The sequence below is a fragment of the Glutamicibacter sp. MNS18 genome, from assembly GCF_026107515.2.
GTDB lineage: Bacteria > Actinomycetota > Actinomycetes > Actinomycetales > Micrococcaceae > Glutamicibacter.
This window is the reverse complement of sequence record NZ_JAPCHW010000005.1, coordinates 185153-207870: the sequence shown is the minus strand read 5'-3', so window position 1 is coordinate 207870 and position 22718 is coordinate 185153. Positions and strand designations below refer to the sequence as shown.

23 protein-coding genes are annotated in these 22718 nt (G+C 65.7%); 14 read left to right on the top strand and 9 right to left on the bottom strand.

Annotated features, from left to right (window positions below; all coding sequences use genetic code 11):
• Positions 1 to 27 precede the first annotated feature (27 nt).
• Positions 28 to 1029, bottom strand: a complete 1002-nt coding sequence (locus OK351_RS08735; RefSeq protein WP_265157957.1) for an ABC transporter substrate-binding protein — start codon at positions 1027 to 1029, stop codon at positions 28 to 30.
• A gap of 37 nt (positions 1030 to 1066) precedes the next feature.
• Positions 1067 to 2758 (bottom strand): amidohydrolase, encoded by a 1692-nt coding sequence (locus OK351_RS08730; RefSeq protein ID WP_265157956.1) that lies wholly within the window; start codon positions 2756 to 2758, stop codon positions 1067 to 1069.
• A gap of 217 nt (positions 2759 to 2975) precedes the next feature.
• Here OK351_RS08730 and OK351_RS08725 point away from each other — a divergent pair, with 217 nt between their 5' ends.
• The 4 genes from OK351_RS08725 (at position 2976) to OK351_RS08710 (ending at position 6344) form a co-directional block, all read left to right on the top strand.
• Positions 2976 to 3608, top strand: coding sequence for a TetR/AcrR family transcriptional regulator (locus OK351_RS08725; RefSeq protein WP_265157955.1), 633 nt, complete (start codon positions 2976 to 2978; stop codon positions 3606 to 3608).
• Positions 3605 to 4528: a formylglycine-generating enzyme family protein gene (locus tag OK351_RS08720; protein WP_371931406.1), complete on the top strand. Its 924-nt coding sequence runs from the start codon at positions 3605 to 3607 to the stop codon at positions 4526 to 4528. The genes OK351_RS08725 and OK351_RS08720 overlap by 4 nt, the downstream gene beginning before the upstream one ends.
• 30 nt (positions 4529 to 4558) lie before the next feature.
• On the top strand, positions 4559 to 4963 hold the full coding sequence (locus tag OK351_RS08715; protein WP_265157953.1) for a helix-turn-helix domain-containing protein: 405 nt from the start codon (positions 4559 to 4561) through the stop codon (positions 4961 to 4963).
• Positions 4964 to 5096: 133 nt separating this feature from the next.
• The gene (locus OK351_RS08710; protein ID WP_265157952.1) at positions 5097 to 6344 is read left to right on the top strand and encodes an aminotransferase-like domain-containing protein; all 1248 of its coding nucleotides are present in this window, start codon (positions 5097 to 5099) and stop codon (positions 6342 to 6344) included.
• 12 nt (positions 6345 to 6356) lie between these two features.
• Here the strand turns inward: OK351_RS08710 and OK351_RS08705 are convergent, their stop codons facing one another.
• Genes OK351_RS08705 through OK351_RS08695 form a run of 3 tightly spaced genes read right to left on the bottom strand, consistent with a single transcriptional unit; the run spans position 6357 to position 9876 of the window.
• On the bottom strand, positions 6357 to 7136 hold the full coding sequence (locus OK351_RS08705; RefSeq protein ID WP_265157951.1) for an IclR family transcriptional regulator domain-containing protein: 780 nt from the start codon (positions 7134 to 7136) through the stop codon (positions 6357 to 6359).
• A 26-nt stretch (positions 7137 to 7162) separates the two neighbouring features.
• Positions 7163 to 9004 (bottom strand): sugar phosphate isomerase/epimerase and 4-hydroxyphenylpyruvate domain-containing protein, encoded by a 1842-nt coding sequence (locus OK351_RS08700; RefSeq protein WP_265157950.1) that lies wholly within the window; start codon positions 9002 to 9004, stop codon positions 7163 to 7165.
• A complete protein-coding gene (locus OK351_RS08695; protein ID WP_265157949.1) occupies positions 9004 to 9876 on the bottom strand; it encodes a shikimate dehydrogenase in 873 nt (290 codons plus the stop codon). Before OK351_RS08695 ends, OK351_RS08700 begins: the two co-directional genes overlap by 1 nt.
• Positions 9877 to 10051: 175 nt before the next feature.
• Between OK351_RS08695 and OK351_RS08690 the strand changes: the two genes are divergently transcribed.
• Positions 10052 to 11383 carry an MFS transporter gene (locus tag OK351_RS08690; RefSeq protein WP_265158382.1) on the top strand — a complete coding sequence of 444 codons (1332 nt, stop codon included), beginning with the start codon at positions 10052 to 10054 and terminating at the stop codon, positions 11381 to 11383.
• A 120-nt stretch (positions 11384 to 11503) separates the two neighbouring features.
• On the opposite strand, the gene OK351_RS08685 is transcribed toward OK351_RS08690, so the two are convergent.
• Positions 11504 to 12031, bottom strand: coding sequence for a hypothetical protein (locus OK351_RS08685; protein WP_265157948.1), 528 nt, complete (start codon positions 12029 to 12031; stop codon positions 11504 to 11506).
• Positions 12032 to 12070: 39 nt separating this feature from the next.
• Here OK351_RS08685 and OK351_RS08680 point away from each other — a divergent pair, with 39 nt between their 5' ends.
• Together OK351_RS08680 and OK351_RS08675 are read left to right on the top strand one after the other, a co-directional pair.
• Positions 12071 to 12640 (top strand): GNAT family N-acetyltransferase, encoded by a 570-nt coding sequence (locus OK351_RS08680; RefSeq protein ID WP_265157947.1) that lies wholly within the window; start codon positions 12071 to 12073, stop codon positions 12638 to 12640.
• Between the two features lie 89 nt (positions 12641 to 12729).
• Positions 12730 to 13404, top strand: coding sequence for an NUDIX hydrolase (locus OK351_RS08675; protein ID WP_265157946.1), 675 nt, complete (start codon positions 12730 to 12732; stop codon positions 13402 to 13404).
• 698 nt (positions 13405 to 14102) lie between these two features.
• On the opposite strand, the gene OK351_RS08670 is transcribed toward OK351_RS08675, so the two are convergent.
• Positions 14103 to 15239 (bottom strand): acyl-CoA dehydrogenase family protein, encoded by a 1137-nt coding sequence (locus OK351_RS08670; RefSeq protein WP_265157945.1) that lies wholly within the window; start codon positions 15237 to 15239, stop codon positions 14103 to 14105.
• A 365-nt stretch (positions 15240 to 15604) separates the two neighbouring features.
• On the opposite strand from OK351_RS08670, the gene OK351_RS08665 reads away from it, so the two are divergent.
• Together OK351_RS08665 and OK351_RS08660 are read left to right on the top strand one after the other, a co-directional pair.
• A complete protein-coding gene (locus OK351_RS08665; RefSeq protein WP_265157944.1) occupies positions 15605 to 15985 on the top strand; it encodes a YidH family protein in 381 nt (126 codons plus the stop codon).
• Positions 15982 to 16308 carry a DUF202 domain-containing protein gene (locus OK351_RS08660; RefSeq protein WP_265157943.1) on the top strand — a complete coding sequence of 109 codons (327 nt, stop codon included), beginning with the start codon at positions 15982 to 15984 and terminating at the stop codon, positions 16306 to 16308. The genes OK351_RS08665 and OK351_RS08660 overlap by 4 nt, the downstream gene beginning before the upstream one ends.
• Position 16309: 1 nt before the next feature.
• Here the strand turns inward: OK351_RS08660 and OK351_RS08655 are convergent, their stop codons facing one another.
• Positions 16310 to 16687: a winged helix-turn-helix transcriptional regulator gene (locus tag OK351_RS08655; protein WP_265157942.1), complete on the bottom strand. Its 378-nt coding sequence runs from the start codon at positions 16685 to 16687 to the stop codon at positions 16310 to 16312.
• An 85-nt stretch (positions 16688 to 16772) separates the two neighbouring features.
• Here OK351_RS08655 and OK351_RS08650 point away from each other — a divergent pair, with 85 nt between their 5' ends.
• From OK351_RS08650 to OK351_RS08630, 5 genes are all read left to right on the top strand, one after another.
• Positions 16773 to 17381: an NAD(P)-dependent oxidoreductase gene (locus OK351_RS08650; protein WP_265157940.1), complete on the top strand. Its 609-nt coding sequence runs from the start codon at positions 16773 to 16775 to the stop codon at positions 17379 to 17381.
• A gap of 119 nt (positions 17382 to 17500) precedes the next feature.
• Positions 17501 to 19159, top strand: a complete 1659-nt coding sequence (locus OK351_RS08645; RefSeq protein ID WP_265157938.1) for an ABC transporter substrate-binding protein — start codon at positions 17501 to 17503, stop codon at positions 19157 to 19159.
• A 13-nt stretch (positions 19160 to 19172) separates the two neighbouring features.
• Positions 19173 to 20105 (top strand): ABC transporter permease, encoded by a 933-nt coding sequence (locus OK351_RS08640; RefSeq protein ID WP_265157936.1) that lies wholly within the window; start codon positions 19173 to 19175, stop codon positions 20103 to 20105.
• Complete coding sequence (locus OK351_RS08635; protein WP_265157934.1) at positions 20102 to 20899, top strand: ABC transporter permease; 798 nt, start codon at positions 20102 to 20104, stop codon at positions 20897 to 20899. Before OK351_RS08640 ends, OK351_RS08635 begins: the two co-directional genes overlap by 4 nt.
• Entirely contained in the window at positions 20896 to 22473 is a 1578-nt protein-coding gene (locus tag OK351_RS08630) for an ATP-binding cassette domain-containing protein (RefSeq protein ID WP_265157932.1), read from the top strand. Before OK351_RS08635 ends, OK351_RS08630 begins: the two co-directional genes overlap by 4 nt.
• A gap of 44 nt (positions 22474 to 22517) precedes the next feature.
• Here the strand turns inward: OK351_RS08630 and OK351_RS08625 are convergent, their stop codons facing one another.
• Positions 22518 to 22691, bottom strand: coding sequence for a hypothetical protein (locus OK351_RS08625; RefSeq protein ID WP_265157930.1), 174 nt, complete (start codon positions 22689 to 22691; stop codon positions 22518 to 22520).
• Between the last annotated feature and the right edge of the window lie 27 nt (positions 22692 to 22718).

Sequence of the window (22718 nt, the reverse complement as noted above, 5' to 3'; positions counted from 1 at the left end):
CGTTCCGGTGCTTCGTTCTCCGGCCGGCTAGCGAGCGCTGAAGATGATGGATTCATCGATACCCACCTCCTGCGGCAGGTAGCCGAGCTCTACCAGTTGCGCGTCCACCTGGGTCAGGTCAGCCAGCTCGACACTCGCCGGCCAGTAGCTTTCGGCACCTTGGCGGATGGTCTCGATGTCGACCCCGGTGATCTGGGCGGCCAGCTCATCCATCTCATCAAGGTTCTCGTTCGCATAGGCGTTGGCGCGGTAGATCGCCCGTTGGAAGGCCTCCATCACCTCGGGTTCGGCATCCGCAAGCTGTGCACCGGAGACCCACAGTCCCACAGCGCCCGGCCCGAAGAATTCCAGCCCGGGGCTGCCCAGCAAGTCCATTCCCTGGGCCATGGCATTGGAGGTGAACGGGGCCACCAACCCGGCGGCATCCACCCGCCCCTGCTGGAGGGACTGCAGTGAACTGGCCGGATCAAGCACCATCCAGTTGATGGTGTCGGGGTCTCCCCCGTCTTCAAGGACCATGCTGGCAACGGTGACCTCGATTTGGGCTTTGCGTGCCGGGACCGCTACGGTCTTGCCGGCAAGGTCCTTGGGGCTGGTGATCGCGCTGTCCGGTTGGACGAATAATCCGGTATCGTCCACCTTTTCTGGCTCCGCGTTTTCCAATGCGTCTGCGCTGTAGCCGTCGGCCGCGGCAATGACCCGAAGACCCACGTTCTGCGACAAGGCATTAATCAACGGGATCGAGGGCGTGTAGGTCAGATCCAGCTGGCCGGACTGGGCGGCGGAAATCCCCGCAGGAGGGTTGGCAACCACACTGGTGGTCACCGCCAGGCCTTCTTCGGCAAAGAAACCCTGTTCGATGGCCGTGGTGATGGCGGCATCGGAGCCGATCCCCACGGTTCCGACATTCAACTGGGTCAGGCTGTTGGAATCCGCGGACTGCGGATCCGGGGCGTCCCCGGAACAAGCGCTGAGCGTCATGCCCAGTGCCAGAGAGGTCAGTACTGCGGTCAAGGTGCGAATTTTCATGGCGGGTACCTATCATCGGGTTGTTGGTTGGGGTTGGTCAGCTGCTGTAGACAAGTTCGCCACCGACGAGGGTATGGCGAGTCGGGTTATCGGCCAGTCGGGTGACATCGGCATCGATCGGTTCCTGCAGGATGCACAAATCCGCGAGGTATCCCGCAGCAATGCGGCCCTTGTGGTTCTCGGCGTGATCCTGCCGGGCCGGGGTTTGGGTCATCATGGCCAGCGCCTGGGAGATGGTCAGCCGTTCGGCGTCACCATCCCCCGGGCCCGCGGTGGTATCGCGGGTCACGGCCGCGATGACGCTCTGGCGCCAGTCGGGGCTGGTGACCGGGGCGTCGGAGGCGATCGAAACATCCACGTCCCGCGCGGCGGCGCTGGCCAGCGGCTGCTGCGCTGCGAAGCGTTTCTCGCCCAGCAGCGAACGCATGAGTGCGCCGGCCGCGGAACGAATGGCTGGATTGGTGCTGTAGCCAAGGCCCGCACGATGCACGCGTTCGAGCAAACTGCCGTCCCGAAACGCCCCATGGATGATGTAGTGCCGGTTCCTCCTGGCCCGCTGCGCATCGGGAAGCGCCTCGATTGCCTCGATGAGCGCTTCGGTGGCGGCATCCCCGGTCACGTGTACCCCGGCCTGCAGCCCTGCCGCATCGATCCGGGTGAGAATGGCCCGGAATTCCTCCACCCGCTGCGCATCGTCCTGCCCTCGCAACACCAGGGCCCCATGTCCATGCCCGCAGGGAATCCGGTATTCGTCGTGGAACCAGGCAGTGCCCGACCGCGGGATCCCGTCGGCAAAGACCTTGACCCCGGCGATCCGCAGACGCATCGGGTCGATCCCCTCGGTTATCTGCAACAGCCCTCCGGAGAGACCGTGCTCGACCGATTCCAGCGATTCGCCGCCGGTTCCACCGAACAGCAGCAAGCAGTTGACGCGCAGGGTCAGCTCACCCGTGCGGGCCATCGAAGCCAGGATGCCCAGGGTCTCGGTGCCACAGCTGGCGGCCATCAGGCTAAGTCCCCCGGGACCCAGACCCGGCTCCGTCAGCGAGGTGATGCCAAGCGCATGCAGCTCCTGCTGATGCCGGGTCAGGGCCGTGCGCAACAATTGCTCGGGGATTTCCGGCAGCCCCTCATTGACCAACCGCATCGCCGCGTCCACGAACCGCCCGGTTGGCTGTCCGGCGGTATCCCGGGCGATGATTCCCCCCGGAACCTGGTCCGTGGTGTCCTGCAGCCCCAGCCGCTTGAGCCCCTCGGCGTTGACCATCACCTGGTGACCCGATGCGTCAAAGGCCACGATGGGGTGCTTCGGATTGGCCGAGAACAACGCTTCCGATCCGCCCGTGCCCAGCGTCGCCTCGTCCCATTCGGCGGCCCTGATCCATCCGCTGGCATCCGGTGCTGCCGATTCAAGCAGGAGGGCGACCTCGCTCCAGCTCCGTGCCCCACGCAGCGACAGGTGGGCGTGGCGGGTCATGGCGCTGGCGGCGAAATGCAGATGCCCGTCATTCAAGCCGGGCAGGATGGCCCCGCCGCAGGCGTCGATCAACCGGGTCCGATCGCCGGCCGTAGACAGCAGGGACTCGTCGCCCACCGCCTGGATACGGCCGCCGCGCACGGCGACCGCGGTCGGTCGCCCGGCACGAACTGCGGCATCAAGGTGGCTGCCCAAGCCGATCTGCGGGACCACTCCTCCGTGGATGATCAGGTCTGGTACCGCATGTTCCATGGTTTTCCACCCTTCCCGGACCGCCCGGATTCATGTGACTGAGCTAACAACTTCCAACAGTATGTCAAATGACTAAGTCACTTGACCAGCATTATGGGAGAATATTTTTAAACCGTTTTCCGGTACCGGTTTTGCCGCGAATCTTGGCGGCGGGATAAAGTCTCAAGGGAGCGCATGGCTTGCTGGCCATGCGTCCCGGCATAACGAAGGAGCCAGGGTGGCGCGGATATCAGTCGAGGATCGCAGCCGGCAGTTCATCGAGGCCGCGGCACGGGTGATCGCCGCCGAGGGGATTGTCGCGGCCACCACCCGTCGTATTGCCGCCGAGGCCGATGCCCCCCTGGCCGCCCTGCACTACTGCTTCCGGAGCAAGGACGACCTGCTCAACGAGGTCTACAACTACCTCAGCCGCGACTACGCCCGCGAGCTGGAACCGATGCCCACCCCGCGGACCCTCGAGGATGCGGTGGACCTGCATATCCGCCGCATCTGGCGGCGCATGCTCACCGCACCCCATGAACAGATCACCACCTTCGAGTTGCTACTGCGCTCGACCCGCCTGGACAAACCGCAGGAGATCGACTCGGCCAGGGTGATCAACCGCTCGATGTATGCGGCATGGATCGACTCCACCAGCTCGATCCTCGCAGCCGCGGCCCAAGCCGAGGGCCGGGACTCCGGAATCGACCTCGAAATGGTTTCCCGCATCATCATTGCCGGGATCGACGGGATCAGCCTGCAACATGTTTCCGACCCGGATGTGCAGCGCTCCGAACAACTCATTGAGGCCCTGTGCACTTCGGTCAAGGCCCTGCTTGGGCCCCGTACCCACCGGCCGGAGCATCCATGAGCTGCTGCCCTCCCGCACGTCCGGCAACCGCGGCCCCGGCGGCCGTTCAGGCACGCGATACCGGCCCCAGGCCCGTGGAACAAGTTGAAATCCCCGCAGGAAGTTTCATGATGGGCGATCACTTCAACGAGGGATACCCGGCTGACGGCGAACTCCCGGTGCACGAAGTGAGGGTGTCGGGATTCTCGATGGATCTCACCGCCGTGACCAATTCCGAGTTCGCACGCTTCGCCCAGTCCACCGGATACCTGACGGAATCCGAAAGGCTGGGATACTCGGCCGTCTTCCATGCGTACCTCACGGCGCCGCCCAAGGATGTGATCGGACCGGCACAGGGCGCCGCCTGGTGGCTGGGGGTCCGCCGGGCCAGCTGGCGCCATCCCACCGGCATCGATTCCCACTGGCAAGACGTCCCGGATCATCCAGTGGTCCAGGTTTCCTGGAACGACGCCGTAGCCTACTGCCAATGGGCAGGAAGGAGGCTTCCGACCGAGGCCCAATGGGAATATGCTGCCCGCGGCATGCTCCCGGGCAGACGCTATGCCTGGGGCGATGACCTGCTTCCCGGAGGCAGGCACCAATGCAATATTTGGCAGGGCGATTTCCCGACGCGAAACACCGCCGAGGATGGCTTCATCGGCACTTCACCGGTTGGCGCCTTCCCGCCCAACCCCCTGGGCTTGTACGACATGGCCGGCAATACATGGCAGTGGTGTCACGACTGGTTCCTACCCAAGTACTACCGCAACAGTCCGCTTCGGGATCCGCAGGGACCCACTATCGGCCGCGGACGGGTCATGCGCGGTGGATCGCACCTTTGCCACGAGTCGTACTGCAACCGCTACCGGGTTTCGGCCCGGAGCCACAACAGCCCCGATGCGGCAAGCAGCAACACCGGATTTCGAACGGTGGATCGATAGTCGCCCACGAACTTGGGGCAGAATGGAACCATGGCTTCACCTACTGCCGCACTGAGCAAGGTCCGCACCTTTGACGCACTGGATGAGAAGACCACCCGGCGCCTGGCCCGGGCCTTGGCCGAGTCCAACGACACCACGATCTTCGTCAACGGCACCGCGATGCAACTACCGGCGGCCGCCCACGATGCCCTGCTGGAGGTCCTGCAGCGACTCGCCAAGGGCGAGGCCGTCAGCATCGGCACCCCGCAGTTGCTGCTGAACACCTCGCAGGCCGCCCAGATGGCCGGGATTTCCAACAGCTACCTGCGCAAACTCACCGATGCGGGAATCATTCCCGTGGAATACCGCGGCACCCACCGCAGGATCCGTCCGGCCGCCATCGAGGCCTGGTTGGCCGAACGGGCCGAATCGGACAGCGGGCCAGTCTCGACATAGGGTCAAAACTCCTTCATACTCGTCTCAACAGACTTTTCCCAATAGGACACTTAAGTAGTTCAACAGACAACTTTTGTGCCGGGAGACCCAGGTTCAACGCCCCATCCACGGCCCGGCCCACACGAGGAGCACCATGACTGTCCCTTCATCCGCCCAGTCCATCACCGCACGGCACGAGAGCCTCTTCTCCGAACGCGCCGCAGGGATCAAGCAGTCGGCGGTCCGGGATGTTTTCGAGCTATCGCTGGATCCGTCGTTGGTGTCATTGGCCGGTGGAAACCCCTATCTGCAGTCCCTGCCGCTGGAGAAACTGGGCGAGATCTCCCGCCGGATCATCACCGAGCAGGGTCCCGTGGCCCTGCAGTACGGTTCGGGGCTGGGCACCGAGGAATTGCGCACCCAGATCCTGGAGGTCATGGCCGCCGAGGGGATCAACAATGTCGCCGTCGACGATGTGGTCGTCACCAACGGATCGCAGTCCGCCCAGGATATGGCCTGCAAGGTCTTCTGCGATCCCGGGGACACCGTGTTGTGCGAGGACCCGACCTATGTGGGTGCGTTGAACACGTTCGAGGCCTACCAGGTCCAGGTGGCCCCGGTGCTCACCGATGACCAGGGGATCGTCCCCGCGGCGCTGGCCGAACGGATCACCTCGTTGCGTGCGGCCGGCGAGCGGGTCAAGTTCCTCTACACCATCCCGAACTTCAACAATCCCTCGGGCATCACCCTGGCTGCCGACCGCCGCCAGCAGGTCGTGGATATCTGCCGCGAGGCCGGGGTGCTGATCCTCGAAGACAACCCCTACGGCATGCTCCGCTACGATGGGGAGCCGGCCCCCACGCTGCGCAGCCTGGATGCCCAGAACGTCATCTACATGGGTTCCTTCTCCAAGATCCTCTCCCCGGGATTGCGGATCGGCTGGGCTGCGGTCCCCGCGCATCTCTTCCGCCGTTTCTACCTGGCCGGCGAAGCGGTGGCGCTGTGCCCGCCTACGCTGAACCAGATGATCATCAGCACCTACCTGCGGGAGCACGACTGGCGTGGACAGATCGATCGTTACCGCACGCTGTACGCCGCGCGCCGCAACGCGATGCTCGATGCGCTGGATACGTACCTGCCAGCGGGCATCAACTACACCCGTCCCGAAGGGGGCTTCTTCATCTGGCTCACCCTGCCCGCGGGAATCAACACCTATGACCTGCTGCAAGAGGGCGTGAAATCCGGGGTGATCTTCATTCCGGGCACCGCCTTCAGCCCCGGTGACGAGCCGAGCCACAAGTTGCGCCTGGCTTTCTGCGCGGTCGACGAGGAAACCATCACCGAGGGTGTGCGTCGGCTCTCTTCACTGCTCGAACGCGAGTTGGCGAGCCTCTCCGGCTAGCTGGTTGGCCGGCTACTTCCTGCCGAGGCGGCCACCGAAGTCGTCGGCGATGTCCTGGGCGACCTGTTGCATCAGCGGCACCATTTGTCCGGTAATCGATTCCCGTTCCATCCGCCCGGGCTGCACCGAGACGTTCAGCGCCCCGAGCAGCTGGGTGCCCCGGTAGACCGGGACGGCCAGGCCGCGCAATCCTTCATCCAGCTCCTGGGCGACCATGGACCAGCCCTGGGCGGCGACCTGATCGAGTTCGGCGCGCAAGGCCTCGATACTGGACACGGTCTTGTCCGTGTAGTGGGTCAGCTCGATCCGGGAGAGGAACTCCTCGCGTTCGGCCGCGGGCAGCTTCGACATCAGCACGCGGCCCATGGAGGTCACCCAGGCCGGTAGCCGGTTGCCGATCGTGCTGTTCGTGGCATGCAGCCGCGGGGAGAGGACCCGTTCCACGTAGAGGATGTCCTGGCCGTCCAGCACGCACAGGGCCGTGGTTTCGCCCAGTTCCGCGGCCAGCCGCTGCAGGTGCGGGGCCGCCACCTGGGGGAGGGTGAGTCCGGACAGGTAGGACGCCCCGATATCCAGCACCCGCGGTGTCAGCCGGTAGGCGTTGCCCACCGTTTCCAGGTACCCCAGATCGGTGAGGGTGAGCAGGAAACGGCGGGCGGTCGCGCGGGTGGATTCGATGGCCGTGGCGATCTGCGAGACGGTCCGCGGATCGCTGTGCCCGTTGAATGCCAGCAGTACCGACAAGGTCTTCTCCGCAGATTTCACGAAGTAGTCGGGCTGCTCTGCCGCCATCGCCATCCCCATTTCAGTGTGTGTTGCTACCTACCGGCAAGCCGGTTCCTCTCGAACTGGGCAGCCAATCGCACGGGTGCGTTGGGTGCTCCGTATCCATCGTAGCCGTCGCGGCGTTCAACCACCTCGAAGAACAGGTTGCCCACGGTCGCGGTGTAGAAGTGCAGGAACACCCCGCGCTCGTCCCGGTCGTACAACAGGTTCAGCTCCCGCAGGGTCTGCAACACCGGCTCCGGCAGGTGGAAGCGTGCCGCCAGGTCCTCGTAGTAGTTCTCCGGCACCGGCAGGAACTCCATTCCGGCCGCGATCGCACGACGTGCCAGTAACACGATATCGTCGGTGGCCACCGCGATGTGTTCGGGGTACTCGTGGTTGCGCTCGATGGCCGCTTCCAGTCCCTGCGGCACGATATTCAGCGCCAGGCGTACGATCCCGTCCCCGGTGCGCAGCACCTGGGAACGGACCAGTCCCATCGGGCTGGGCACCTCGGTACCGGCGTTGGCCTGCAGGTTCAGGGTGCTGGTATAGAACAGTACCGATTCGTCAAAGGCCTGCCAGGGCTGGGCCAGGTTGATATGGTCGATCCCGGTGACCAGGCCCGGCTCGGCAGCCGGCGCGCCGACACCGAATTCCTCCTCCCAGGAGGCGGTCACCGCCGCCCGGGAGAAGAAGACCTCTCGCCGATCCGGGGCGGTGAAACCGGCCAGGGCCTGCTCGTCGCCGGTCTGGTGGCGCGGCACCCGCGGGGCCCGCAGGGCCCGGGCACGCTGCGCGGCCAGGGCGTCGTCATCAACCTGGATCCCGAATCCCGACACCTGCGCGGTGATCCCGCGGCTGCGCTGGGTGTTGATGATGATCCGCGCGTCCCCGGCCTTCCACAGCTGTACCGGCTTGCGTCGGTGCTGCCCATGGAAGCCGAAGCCGAGCTGGGAGAGCATCGCCGCGACCTGCTCCGGGTCCTCGGTGCGTACCTCGGCGTAGTCGAACCCGTTGGGGGCCTGGGCCCGGGGCAGGGCGGTGAGCTGCAGCGGGTAGCGTTCGGCCTCGTCCTGCATCAGCTGCAGGGTACGGTCCTGCAACCAGATCAGCGAACGCAACCCGTCCACCGCGGTATGCACGACGTTGGACTGGCGGAAAACATCGTTGAAGATCTCCAGCGAGACGATCCCGTCATAGCCCGAGCGCACCAGCTGGGCCATGAAATCATCCAGCGCGAAGCCGCCCTCCCCCGGGAAGACCCGGTAGTGGCGGGACCAGGACAGGATGTCCATGCTCATCACCGGGGCGTCGGCCAACTGCACGAAGAAGATCTTCTCCCCCGGGATCCCCGCGATATCCGCCGGGTCATCCCCGCGCGAGAGGATGTGGAAGGAATCCAGGCAGATGCCCACGTTCTCCCGGTCCACCATCCGGGCGATCTTCCAGGAATGCTGGTAGGTGTTCACGTATTTGCCCCAGGCCAGGGCCTCGTAGGCGATGCGCACCCCGTAGCCGGCAGCCAGATCGGCCAGCTGGCGGATCTGGCCGGCGAAGAGCTCGTCGTCGTTGATGGTGGCCGTGGCCACGTTGGAGCACAGCAGCACCAGGTCCATTCCCAGGCGCTGCATCAGCTTGAACTTCTGCTCGGCGCGGTGCAGGTTCTGTTGCAGCGTGTCCTGGTCCACCCCCTCGAAGTCGCGGAAGGGCTGGAAGAGGTCCAGGCTCAGACCCAGCCGCGCGGCCAGGGCGCGCACCTCTTCGGGTGATGAGGAGCTGACGGTCAGGTCCTGTTCGAAGATCTCGATCCCGTCGAATCCGGCCTTGGCGCAGGCGAGCATCTTTTCTTCCAGCGTGCCCGAGAGGCAGACGGTGGCGATCGAGGTGCGCATCAGAGTCCGGCCTCCAGCATTTCCAGCAGGTGGGCACGCATCCGGGAGGCATCGGCTTCCAACCCGGTGATGATGCCGAAGGCGTCCACCGCCTGCCCGACGGCCATGTTCCCGCCATCAAGCACCTGGCATCCGCGCTGGCGTGCGGCAAGCACCAGTTCGGTGTCCACCGGGCGGTAGACGCAGTCGGCCACCCAGTGGCGGGCTTCCAGACCGGCGATATCCAGTGGCAACCCGGGGTGGTGGTGCATGCCGATCGGGCTGGCGTTGAGCACACCATCAACGGTGGGCAGCAGTCCGGGGACCTGGTCCGGGATGGCGGTGGTGATGGTGCGATCCGCGAAACCGGCGTGCAAGGCAGCGGCCCGTTCCTGCGCCCGGGTGCTGTCCGGATCCACGAGGGTCAGTTCCTTCACCCCGGCGTCCAGCAACGCATAGGCCACCGCGGCCCCGGCACCGCCGGCACCGAGCTGGAGTACCTTGTCCAGTTTCACTCCCGGTAGTCCGGTGGCCAGTGCCCAGCCGAAGCCCGAGGCATCGGTGTTGTGGCCATGGAACTTCCCGTCACGGATCACCACGGTATTCACCGCCCCGATATTCTTCGCGTTTTCACTGATCCCGTCCAGGTGCCCGATGACCAGCTGCTTGCACGGGTGGGTGATATTGAAGGCGTTGAAACCCAGTTCGGCCCCGGCCCGCAGCAGCTCGCCCACGTCGTCACCCGCACGTCCCAGTTCACTCAGGTCGATGGGGCGGTACAGGTAGCGCAGGCCGTGGGCGTCGGCCTCGCGCTCGTGCATGGGCGGGGTCAACGAGGGGATGACCCCATCGCCGATCAGGCCGACCAGGTAGGACTGCTCAATGGTGCTCACCGGGGTTCCCCTTTTTATGTTGTGGACTTTTTCCAGTCACAAGGATTGTCTCAGATGTGATTTACCTCTATCCTAGTTGAATGCTCGCTTTGCGCACAAGTGTACGTATTGCGAACAGAGTAGAATTTTTCCACCATTGCATGGACATCACCCAAGGAGTATTCAGATGCCAGAAATGCAGCAGGCCGCCGGCCAGCAACAGCCGGAGACAGCCAAGCGAACACCGGTCAAGGCCGCACTGGCGAGCTTCATGGGAAGCGCCGTCGAGTACTACGACTTCTTCATCTTCGGATCGGCAGCGGCGCTGATCTTCCCGCACGTCTTCTTCCCGGATGCCGGCACCAATGCCGCGGTCATGTCGCTGGCCACCTTCGGCTTCGCCTACATCGCCCGCCCGGTGGGTGCAGTGATCCTGGGGCACTTCGGTGACCGCATCGGGCGGCAGAAGGTGCTGATGTTCACGCTGGTGCTGATGGGTGTTGCCACCTTCGCCATCGGCTGCCTGCCGACCTTTGACCAGGTGGGCTGGCTGGCACCGATCCTGCTGGTACTGGCCCGGCTGATGCAGGGTCTCTCGGCAGCCGGCGAGCAGGCCGGCGCCTCCTCGCTGAGCCTGGAGCACGCACCGGATCACCGCCGCTCCTTCTTCACCTCCTGGACGCTGACCGGCACCCAGGGCGGCCAGATCCTGGCTGCCCTGGTCTTCATCCCGGTGGTGGCACTGCCCGACGAGATCAAGTTCGGCATCGGCTGGCGCATCCCGTTCTGGCTCTCGGCCGTGGTGGTCATCGTGACCTACTTCATCCGGCGCACCCTGCACGAGACCCCGGAGTTCGAGGCGGCGAAGAAGAACAAGCAGATCGCCAAGCTGCCGCTGGGTGTGCTGCTGCGCTTCCATTGGCGCGATGTGCTGCGCGTGATCCTGTGCGCCTTCATCGCCGCGGTCTCCACCGTCTACGGCACCCTGGCCATCTCCTACGGCAAGACCATCGGCAACCTGGATGAATCGATCACCCTGTGGCTGGTGGTGGCCGGTAATATCGGGGCGCTGTTCACCCAGCCGCTGTTCGGGATGCTGGCGGATAAGATCGGCCGCAAGCCGGTGTACATCTATGGCGCACTGGGTTCGGCGGCCTTCATGCCCTTCTACCTGCGTTCCATGGAATCGGGCAACACGCTGCTGCAGTTCGCGCTGTCCCTGCTGGTCTTCTCCTGCGCCTACGCCGCGGCGAACGCCGTTTGGCCGAGCTTCTACGCCGAGATGTTCTCCGCCCAGGTCCGTTTCTCCGGGCTGGCCATCGGCACCCAGCTGGGCTTCCTGCTGGCCGGGTTCGCCCCCTCGATCGTGGCCGCCATCGGCGGGCTTCAGCCCGGCGGCTGGGTCCAGATCAGCGTGTTCACCGCCGCGGTGGCCCTGGTGGCCAGCATCTCGGCGCTGACCGCCCGCGAAACCTACCGGGTGCCGACCCACCAGCTGGGTCATCCCGTGCAGAAGGTGGTGCAGTAACAACAGGCGCTTGCGATATAGGGGGTGTTGGATCCGGTGGCGGCCGGGTCCAACGCCCCCTTTGGCGTGCCCCAGTCCAGGTGACAACCGTGGTGTCGTTTGCAAGGGACACCACGATCCCTACCGGCGCTTCCCGAGGCGATAAATGAACAGCTCGACCAGGGCGGTCGCACCGCTCGCGATCAGGGCGTAGACAAGGAAGACCGGGGCCACAAGGACAAGCCAATCAACAAGGTACTCGGCGACCGGACTCGGAATTGGCCAAGCGAGGAAATCCCAGAGCAGATGCAGCAGGCTCAGCCCCACAAATAGAAGCATGCCTTCGCGGGCCAGTGATGTTCGCTTCGTCAACCAGCTAGGCAAAACGGCGAACACCAGGGTCGCGGCGAACACCAGTGCGCTCATGAAAATGGCCCACTCAAGGCTTCCGACCTCATTGCCACGGATCACCACGACTGCAAAGCAAAAGACCATCGTCAAGACAGCTGTCCCCACCCACGAGACCAGCCGGGTTCCCACAATTGACGTGGCTGACCCGAATCCACCCGCTGCACGCTTGTTGCTTTTCAACTCTTCCAACGCATTCCGCCGCACGGTAATAGGTCCATGGAAGTAAACACCGCCCACCGCTCCTAGTTGGCTCAGCATACACCTGGGCACCCGCCGTTGATCTGTAGGATTGTGTGCATGCCTTACACCATCCGCCGCGCGCTGCCTGCCGATCTCGCTGGTGCGGCGCACACCCTGGCCCTGGCGTTTGACCGATACCCGTGGACACGGTGGGCCATTCCGGCCGATGGCTACAGTGCCCGGCTTGAGCAGTTGCAGGGGATCTATCTGGAGCACGCGCTGGCCCATGGTCTCGTGCTCGTCGATGACAACATACAAGGCGTCGGCGCCTTCCTGCCGGATACCGCCCCGGAGCCAAACGAGGCGACACAACACCGCATCGCAGAATTGCATGGGGACCGGTTCGGTCTACTCATGGATGCCGAACTTCCACCCCAACCCGTCAATGCGTGGAGCCTTGCGACACTGGGCACCCGGCCTAGCGCTGCCGGCCAGGGCCTTGGTTCCGCGATCATCAAACAGGGTCTGAGCCAGCTTGGAGGCAACGCGTCGGTCATCGGCCTGGAGACCTCCGATGAGCGGAATGTGCGCCTCTATCAACGCCACGGATTCGAGACCACCTCGAAAACCCGAATCCCCGATGGCCCCCTGGTTTATTCGATGATTCGCAATCACCCCACCACATAACAACCCGGGCCTGGCGTCGTATGCGGGCCATCACCGCGATAGGTGCTACGCAGCCCGGTTTACCCTGGGGATCGGCCATACTGGTGGGTATGGACAACTCCAGCCCCACGCACCACCCGCCGGTCACGGTTCAACGCGCCGCCAGCGTGTTGTTGCTGCGCGAAACCACGGGCGGACTGGAGGTCTTCATCCAGCACCGGGCGATGACCATGGACTTTGCCGCCGGTGTAATCGTGTATCCCGGCGGTCGGGTTGACCAGCAGGACACCGCGGCGTCCGGCGAGGTACCCGATGCGGTTGCCGCCGAACATGCGCGCCGCTGGGCCCGCACCTCGCTGGGGGATCTGGGACCGGAGCAGGCGAGATTCGCCTCCGCCGTGGTGGCCGCGGCGGCCCGACGGGAAGTCCGGGAGGAAACCGGGGCCGAGCTGCGCACCTCGCAACTCCATCCGTGGGCCAACTGGGTCACCCCGGTCGGAAATCCCAAGCGTTTCGACACGTTCTTCTATGTCGCCGCGCTCGAACCCGACCAGCAGCCACGTCACCAGACCACCGAGGCCACCGATTCGCAATGGATCCGCCCCGAGGAGCTGTTCCGGGCCTGCGATGCCGGCAAGGTCCGGTTGATGTCCCCCACACGGGCCACCTTGCAGGCAGTCGTGCGGCACTCGAGCCTGGCTGAGGTTCTGGGCCAGCGAGCCGAGATCGTTCCGGTCCGGCCCTTGCTGCCCTCGTCTCCCACGTCGGGTCAACGCACGTCGTGAACCGGCCGAAACATCCGACGATGGAGCGGTTGCATGCTGCGGGCCGCGTCACCGTCAGCCTGATGACGCCCGAGCCAGCCGCTCCCGGCCAGCTGGCCGATCACCGTGGGAACCGCCGCCGCGGTACTGCTCCTGCGTCACCCCATCCACCTGGCCAATGCCACCCTGGGCCTGGTTAGGCTCAGGGTGGCATTTTTGCCCTCGGGCTGGGGACCGGAAGGAGGAGTTCGCCTCCTTCCGGCAAGAGCACACCCACAGTGCACCCCTCTTCCGTGACAGGTGGCCACGCCTGCGTTCGGCTCTCTCGCCCGATGAATCGATGCATGAGCCTTTCCTCGAACCCACCGGCGGCTATTCCACCGGGCAGACCCTGCAATGGATCGCCCGTCATACCGAAGGCGGGGCGACCTAGTGTCGACCCACGCACATCCAGCGTGACCGCTTCGGGCTCTGGCGAAAGGCATTGGACTGGAGTCGGACGTGCCGCTACTTATCCACCCCATGCAGCTGGCCCTGGACCCCGACCCGATGGCGGCCTCGAGGGAACTTCGGCTGGACCTGCACGCCGGCGCCCAGGGCAGGAACGCTACTTGCGTGAGGCACACGTTCCGGGAATCGACCATGTGATGCTGCATATCGATCCGGGGCAGCGCCATCTCGACGAGATGCTCCCCCGGCTGTAGGGCAGGTGACCTCGCTCAGGAATCAACCAGTCCGCGCCCGACGATCAACTGCATGATCTCGTTGGTGCCTTCCAGGATCTGGTGTACCCGCAGGTCCCGGACGATCTTCTCCAGCCCGTACTCGCTCAGGTACCCGTAGCCGCCATGCAACTGGATCGCACTGTTGGCGGCATTGAAGCCGGCATCGGTGGCCACCTTCTTGGCCATGGCGCATAGGCGCACCGCATCGTCCGACTTGACATCCAAGGCGGCTGCCGCACGGCGCAGCAGGGTCCGGGCCGCTTCCAACTCCATGTCCATGTCGGCCAGTTTGAACACCAGGGCCTCCTGTCGGGTCAACGGGCCGCCGAAGGCCTCGCGCTCCTTCAGGTACGCCACGGACTTCTCCAAGGCCAGCTGTCCCCCGCCCAACGAGCAGGCCGCGATGTTCAGCCGCCCGCCGTTCAGCCCCTTCATCGCAATGGAAAACCCGTCTCCCTCGGCGCCGAGCAGATTCGTGGCCGGGACCCGCACATCCTGCATGATGACCTGGCGGGTGGGCTGCGCCTTCCAGCCCATCTTCTTTTCAATGGCGCCGAAGGACAAGCCCTCCGACTTGGCAGGCACCAGGAATGCGCTGACCCCGGAGGCCCCGGTGTCGGCAGTTCGGGCCATCACCAGGTAGAGGGCGGCCGCTCCGGCACCGGAGATGAACTGCTTGACACCGTTGAGCACATAGTTTTCGCCCTCACGGACCGCGCGGGTGGTCAGCGCCGCTGCATCGGACCCTACCCCGGGTTCGGTCAGGCAGTAGGCACCCAGATGCGCCATGGTGGCCATCTCGGGCAGCCAGGCTTCGCGTTGCTCGTCGGTGCCGTAGTGGTCGATCATCCACACCACCATGTTGTGGATGGAGATGTACGCGGCAATGGTCGGACAGGCCTTGGACAGCTCCTCGAAGATCAGCACCGCGTCGCTGCGGCTCAAGCCGGATCCGCCGTAGTCCTCGCTGGCATAAATCCCGCCAAGCCCCAGCTCGCCGGCCTCGGCCAGCACGTCGATCGGGAAATGCTGGGTCTGGTCCCACTCCAGCGCATGCGGCGCGATCCTATCCGCTGCGAAGTCGCGAACCGTCTGTACCAGCGCCAGTTGGTCTTCGTTTAGATCAAACATGCCCGGCCCCTCCCCGACCACCAGTATATGTGATCCACACTACAACGAGATGCTTGGAAACCCGAGTAGTTTCAGATACCTGCCCCCATGCCATGGGCCCGGTCCCACCAGCGACGAGAACACTGGTCATCGAAGAATACATGTGGGAAATGATCGGGTTCGGACACATGACCCGGTGAACCGGGCCGAGGTCGTCAGCATAGTGCGTGCGGAATCGCACCCACGTCACTGCATTCACGAACTCCGGGACTACCGCGAACCAGTTAGCACTGGCACGTGCAGGGTGCTTAACCAACGTCCGGGCGGCCTGTCACCCGATATAGGGTGGGGCTGTATCGTCCAGACATAGACATTCGAGGAGCAGCATGACCGAACGCAGCCGGTTGGCGCGATGGGTGCTACCCGACGGGGTGGAACCCGACCCGCGGTTCACACTGGCCAATGAGCGCACCTTCCTGGCCTGGATCCGCACCTCGCTGGCGTTCCTGGCCGGCGGCATCGCACTGGAGGCATTCACCGCGCAGGCCTTCGCCTCCCCGCTGCGCACCGTCCTGGCGGTATTGGTCATCGGGATCGGGCTGCTGATCGCTGCCGGGGCCGGGTTCCGCTGGATCCGGGTGGAGCGCAGCATGCGCACCGGAAACCCCTTGCCGATCCCCGCGATCGTGCCCCTGCTCGGTTTCGGTGCGGTCGCCGCGGCCATCGCCGCGGTTCTCATGGTCCTGCTCACCACCCAAGGACCATGAGAGGGCCGCTACATGCCGACCCCGGCCTGCAGCCTGAACGCACCGTGCTCGCCTGGGGCCGGACGCTGGTGTCCTTCCTGGTGGTCTCGGCGGTCTTCCTTCGCTGGCTACCGCATTACGGGTGGGGCATCGTGGGGTTGATCGCGATTTGCATGCTGCTGGCCACGGGGATCTTCCTGTCCCAGCGTCGCCGCTACCACCGCATGGCCATGGGCCTGGAAGGCGGGCGCATCCATGCGGACACGGTCGCGGTGCTGGTGATGACCGGATCCATGCTGGCACTGGGCCTCAGCGCCCTGGTCCTGGTGCTGGGCCGCCATTGAGTCAGGTCTCCAGCGAGCCCCAATCATAGTCCTCCCGGGCGGCCAACACCGAGGCGGCGTGTTGTTCGGACCATAACCGGATGGCATCCATCGCTGTCAGCAGGCTGGCCCCCAGCTCGGTCAGTTCATAGTCCACCCGGATCGGTACCTGTTCGGTGACCTTGCGGCTGACCAGGCCGTCGCGTTCCAGGGTGCGCAGGGTCTGGGTGAGCACCTTGGGGGTCACCGTGGAGATGCGCTGTCGTAACATGGAGAAACGCAATGGCCCGTCGGCAAGGAGCAGCAGCACCAGCGGCGTCCACTTCTCCCCCAGTCGTTGCATGATGGCACGCGAGGGGCAGTCGTGGGCCAGGACGTTGAAGTTCGTCGTGCTATCCATGAGGTAACCAAGTTCCGTTGTAGTTCCCAGTATCAAAAAGATACCATGTTCTCGAACAAACCAGACCGTCCCGAAAGGACCAAGCATGAAGATTGCAGTATATGGAGCCACCGGAGCCGTCGGTAGCCAGGTGGTCGCCGAGGCCCTGGGCCGCGGCCACGAGGTCACCGCGGTCAGCCGCTCCGGCACCGAGGTGGCAGGAACCGTCTCCCGCACCGCGGATATCAGCGACACCGCCACCTACCGCGAACTGGGCGCGGCCAACGATGCGGTGGTCATCGCCGTTCCGCCATCACGCACCGGCGGGGACCACCAGGAATACCTGGATGCCTTCGAGGCGATCACCGAGACCCTGATCCCGGCCCGCCTGCTGGTGGTCGGTGGCGCCGGCGCCACCGAGGTGGGCGGCGTACGCCTGGTCGACACCCCGGGCTTCCCCGAGGAATACAAAGCCGAGGCCAGCACCTGCGCCGAGGTCTACGACATGTTCACCTCGGTTTCCGGCATCACCTGGACCGTGGCCGCCCCGGCACCGGTCATCGCCCCGGGCCGTCGCACCGGCAGCTACACCCTGGGCACCGATTCGCCGGCCGGCGAGTTCGTCTCCACCCAGGATTTCGCGGTGGCCATCCTCGATGAGCTGGAAACCCCAGCCCATGAGAACCGCCGCCTGACGGTGGCCAGCGAGAAGTAACCGGCAAGCGCACGGGCGGGCGGGAATGTGATCTGGCATACCCGACCCGCCCTGGCTCCTTTAAGGTGGCTATTGTTGGAACAGAGAACGAACATCACTCTTTTCCCGCGAGGTAAGTTTTGCAACGTACTATCCGTACACGACGCCTGGTCACCGGCACCGTCGCCCTCCCGCTGGCCGCTGCCCTGTTGGCCGGCTGCTCCGCCTCCGCTCCCGGGGAGCAGGCCCAGGACACCGCCCCGGTGATCGGTGGCACCCTGGTCTACGCCTCCGGGGATGCCGAACCGACCTGCCTGGATCCGCATGTGGGCGGCAACTACCCGCAGGCCCTGGTGGCCTCGCAATACCTGGAATCGCTGTTCACCAAGGACGCCGCCGGGCAGATCGTCCCTTGGCTGGCCGAGTCCACCGAGCTGTCCGAGGACGGGCTGACCCGCACCATTACCCTGCGCGACGGGATCACCTTCCACGACGGCAGCAAGCTGACGTCCGAGGCGATCAAGGCGAATATCGAACACCTGCAGAACCCGGATACGAAGTCCTCCACCGGCTACCTGGCGGTGGGCAAGGTCCTTCAGGTCGAACCGGTCGATGAGTTGACTGCCGAGCTGCAGCTCTCGGCCCCGGACAACGCCCTGCTCGAGTCCCTGTCCATGCCCTGGTCGGCGATCCAGTCCCCGGATGCCCTCAAGCGCGGGCAGGCCGTGAACTGCGAGGCGCCGGTGGGCACCGGCCCGTTCAAGGTCGAGTCCTGGCAACACCAGCAGGCCGTGAACCTGGTGCGCTACGAGGACTATGTCCTGCCGGCCCAGGATGCGGGCCGCGAACGCGACACCGCGTACCTGGATGGCATCACCTGGCGTTTCATCCCCGAGGCGGCCACCCGCTATGCGGCCCTGCAATCCGGCGAGGTGCACGTAATCGACAACGCCCAGCCGGACACCATCGCCTCGGCCGAGGGCGCCGGGCTGGGCCACCTGGATGCCCCACGTCCTGGGGCATCCAACCGCATCGAACTGAACAGTTCCAAGGCGCCCTTCGACGATGCCGCCGTACGCGAGGCCTTCATCCGCTCGCTGGATGTGAACGCCGGCATCGACTCGTTGTTCTTCGGCACCGCCCCGCGCAGCTACTCGTTGCTCTCCTCGGTGGAACCGCTGGGAATCGCCCAGGAGCAGCTCTTCAGCCCGGATGCGGCCAAGGCCGCGCAGTTGCTTGATGACGCCGGATGGGGCGAACGGGACGCCGAGGGCTACCGGGTGAAGGACGGGCAACGCCTGAGCCTGGATTTCCCGGTCTCCACCAACCAGTCGGTCCCGGCCGAGCAGTCCCTCTTCGAGCAGATCCAGGCCTCCGCGAAGGAAGCCGGATTCGAGGTCAGGATCCAGCTGCTGGACCTGTCCAGCTGGTACGGTGCCCTGGCCGAACACAAGTACAACATGGTCTCCGCCCCGTACACCAAGGTCGGCCCCAGCGTGCTGCAGGTGATCTTCCATTCGGACTCCACCACCCCGGCCCCATCCGGGTACTTTGCGAACAATGCGCAGGTCACCGACGATGAGCTCGATGACCTGCTGACCCGCGCCGGGCAGACCAATGACGCCGCCGAGCGCGAGCAGCTCTACGCCCAGGCCCAGCGGATCGTGCTGGAGGGCCACTATGTGCTGCCGCTCTACGACCAGCAGAACCACTTCCTGTACGGCAAGGATGTCGCCGGCATGGGGGCCACCACCGCGGTGTCCTCGCCGATCTACTACGACGTGTTCCTGACGAACTGAGAACCGTGAGCTGATGGGAACGCTTCGCTGGGCCGCGGGCCGGGTAGGCGGTGCGCTGGTGGTGTTGTGGCTGGTGGCCACGGCGATCTTCATCGGTGTCCGGCTGATTCCCGGCGACCCGGCCGAAGCCATCATGGGTGGGCCCGGTTCCCAGGCCTCGGCCGAGGCGCTGGCCGCGGCCCGCGCCGACTACGGGCTCGACGAACCGCTACGGGTGCAGTACCTGATGTTCCTGGGCAAGCTGCTCCGCCTGGATTTCGGCACCTCCTACGCCCTGCGTGACCCGGTGCTGGGCATCATGGGACAGGTGCTGCCGCAAACCATCGTGCTCTCCCTGCTGGCCCTGCTCCTGGCCTGGGTGCTGGCCCTGGTGTTTGCCGCCGCGTCCCTGCGCGCCACCCGGGTGGGCGCGGTGCTGGGCAACGCGGTGGAGATCATCGCCGCCGCCGTCCCGCACTTCTGGCTCGGCGCGGTGCTGATCATGGTCTTCTCCTCCACCCTGGGCTGGCTGCCCGCGGTGGACAACGGCACCGGCGCGGGGCTGGTGCTGCCGGTGCTGACCCTGGCCCTGCCGTTGGCCGGATTCCTCACCCAGCTGATGCGTGATTCGCTGTCCACCGCGCTGGCCAGCCCGTTTTCCCTGGCCGCCCGCGCCCGCGGGGACAGCCGGTTGCAGGTCTTCTGGCGCCACGGGTTGCGCCATGCGGCGCTACCGGCGTTGGGCATGACCGGCTGGGCCTTTTCCTCGCTGCTCTCCGGGGCCGTGGTGGTCGAGGCGGTCTTCGCCCGACCGGGCCTGGGCCGCGCCCTGCTTTCAGCGGTGCTCTCCCGCGACATCCCCATGGTCACCGGCATCGCCCTGTTCTCCGCCGCCATCTACATGGTGGTGATGGCCCTGACCGAGGGCATCGAACGGGCCCTTCATCCGGCAGGAGTCGATTCATGAGCCGCTGGGCCAGGATCGGCAGCACGCTCTTTGTGCTGCTGTTACTGCTTGTCGCGCTGGTCCCCGGGTGGTTGGCCCCGGGCGATCCGTTGGCCATCGATCCGGCCGAGGCCTTCCAGTCCCCCAGCCCGGCGCATCCGATGGGTACCGACGAGTCCGGTCGCGACGTGTTGACCCGGGTGGTGCACGGGGCGCGGGATTCGCTGGTCATCGGCATCGCCGCCACTGCCCTGGGCATGGGTGTTGCCATCGTGCTGGGCACCGCCGCAGCGTTGTCCCCGCGCTGGCTGGACGCGGGGATCCTGCGCCTGCTTGAGGCCCTCTACGCTATCCCCTCGTTGTTGATGGCCCTGCTGATCATCGCCTTCACCGGTCCCGGGGTGGGACCGGCCATTGTGGCAGTGGGCCTGTCCACCGCCCCCGGCTACGCGCGTCTGGTGCGTAGCCAGATCCGTACCCTGAGGCACTCCGAAATGCTCCAGGCCGCCACGGTGCTCGGGCGCGGTACCCTGCTGCGGGTACGCAACCATCTGGTGCCCAATGCCCTGCGACCCTTGCTGGCGCTGATCACCCTGGGTGTGGGCCAGGCAGTCATCTGGGCCTCGGCGCTGTCCTTCCTGGGGTTGGGCACCCCGCCACCGGCCCCGGAGTGGGGAGCCATGCTGGCCGCGGGGCGCACCTACCTGCATCTGGCCTGGTGGATGAGCCTGTTCCCGGGCCTGGCGATCGTCGTGGTCGCGGCCGGGGCGACGATGATCGGGCGTGCCCTGGGCGGGAAGGTGAATGCCGCATGAGTGCCTTGATCAGTGTGCAAGACCTGTCGATCGGTTTCGCTTCCGACACCGTGGTGCAGGGGGTGTCCTTTGAGCTGCATGCCGGGCAATGCCTGGCCCTGGTCGGCGAATCCGGGTCCGGCAAGTCGGTAACCGCCCGCAGCCTGCTGGGACTCAGCGGCGGCAGCGTGGCGGCCAAGCGGCTATCGGTGCTGGGGTCCGATGGCAGGAAGCTCAGCGACCGCCAGTGGCGGGCGATCCGTGGCCGGCAGGTGGCCATGGTGTTGCAGGATGCGCTGATGTCGCTGGATCCGTTGCGCCCGGTGGGACGCGAGATCACCGATGCCCTGCCGCATCTGCGCTCCCGGGCCGAACGCCGGCGGCGGGCGGAGGCCATACTGGGCGAAGTGGGTATGGATGATCCGGCCCGGCGGGCCAAACAGCGCAGCCCGGAGCTCTCCGGCGGCATGCGCCAGCGCGCACTGATCGCCCAGGCGCTGGTCAACGACCCGCTGGTGGTCATTGCCGACGAGGCGACCACCGCACTTGATGCGCAGCTGACCGCACTGGTGCTGGAGCAGTTGCGCGCGATCAAGGAGTCGGGGCGGGCGGTGCTGATGATCAGCCACGACCTGGCGCAGGTGGCCCAACTGGCTGACCGGATCGCGGTGATGCGTGCCGGACGCATCGTCGAAACCGGACCGGCGGCCCGGGTCCTCTCGGATCCGCAACACGAATACACCCGCACCCTGCTGCGGGCCGTTCCCTCCGGGGTGCCCCGCTTCACGCCGTTGTCGGTGACCGAACGGCATCTGCCTGTCGAACGGGCCGAGCCATCCGGGACACCGGCACTGGTGGCCACGAACCTGGGCAAGTCGTTCTCCGGGCACCAGGCGGTGGACTCGGTCAGCTTCGACGTGCCGCGCGGCCAGACCCTGGGAATCGTGGGTGAATCCGGGAGCGGGAAAACCACGACGGCCCGGCTGGTGCTGGGGCTGCAACGCCCGGATAGCGGCAGCGTGAGCCTGCTCGGGGAACATTTCGCCCCACGTCGCGAGTCCGCCAGACGGGCCCTACGCCAGGGCCTGGGTGCCATCTACCAGAACCCGTTGGGATCCTTTGATCCGCGCTACACCGCCGGCGCCCTGCTGGCCGACGCCCTGAGCAGGGGCAGGACCCGCCGGGTGGCCGGCTACCGTGCACAGGTCAGCGGGCTGCTGGAGCAGGTGGAACTGGATCCCGGGCTCATCGACCAGTACCCGTCCCAGCTCTCCGGCGGGCAGCGGCAACGGCTGGCGATTGCCCGGGCCCTGGCACCGCAGCCGGCGGTGCTGGTCCTGGACGAACCGGTGTCTGCGTTGGATGTTTCGATCCAGGCCACGATCCTGGATCTGCTGGACCGGATCCAGCTGGAGACCGGGACCAGCTACCTGTTCATCAGCCATGACCTGTCGGTCATCGAGCACATGAGCGATACCGTCGCGGTGATGCACCGGGGCCGGTTCGTGGAGACCGGGCCCACCGCCAAGGTCTTCGGCGACCCGCAGCACCAGTACACCCGGCGGTTGCTCACTGCGCTGCCACGGTTTCGCTGAGCATGACCCCGATGGGCTCAAGCCGTCGAGCCGCAGGACAGGCGCTATTCGGTTCCCACGCGTTCAACCGGGATCCAGGGCTCGCCACGTCCCGCGGTTCGCGTGGTCTCGGGAACCACCTGCAGCCCGGCTGGCAGCTTCAGGTAGTCCACCCCTTCCGGAACCGGGGCGGTACCGGCCAGGGCATGCCAGTCCTCCAGTTCGGAGCCTTCGGCCACGGATGCACTGGGAGGTGGTGATCGATC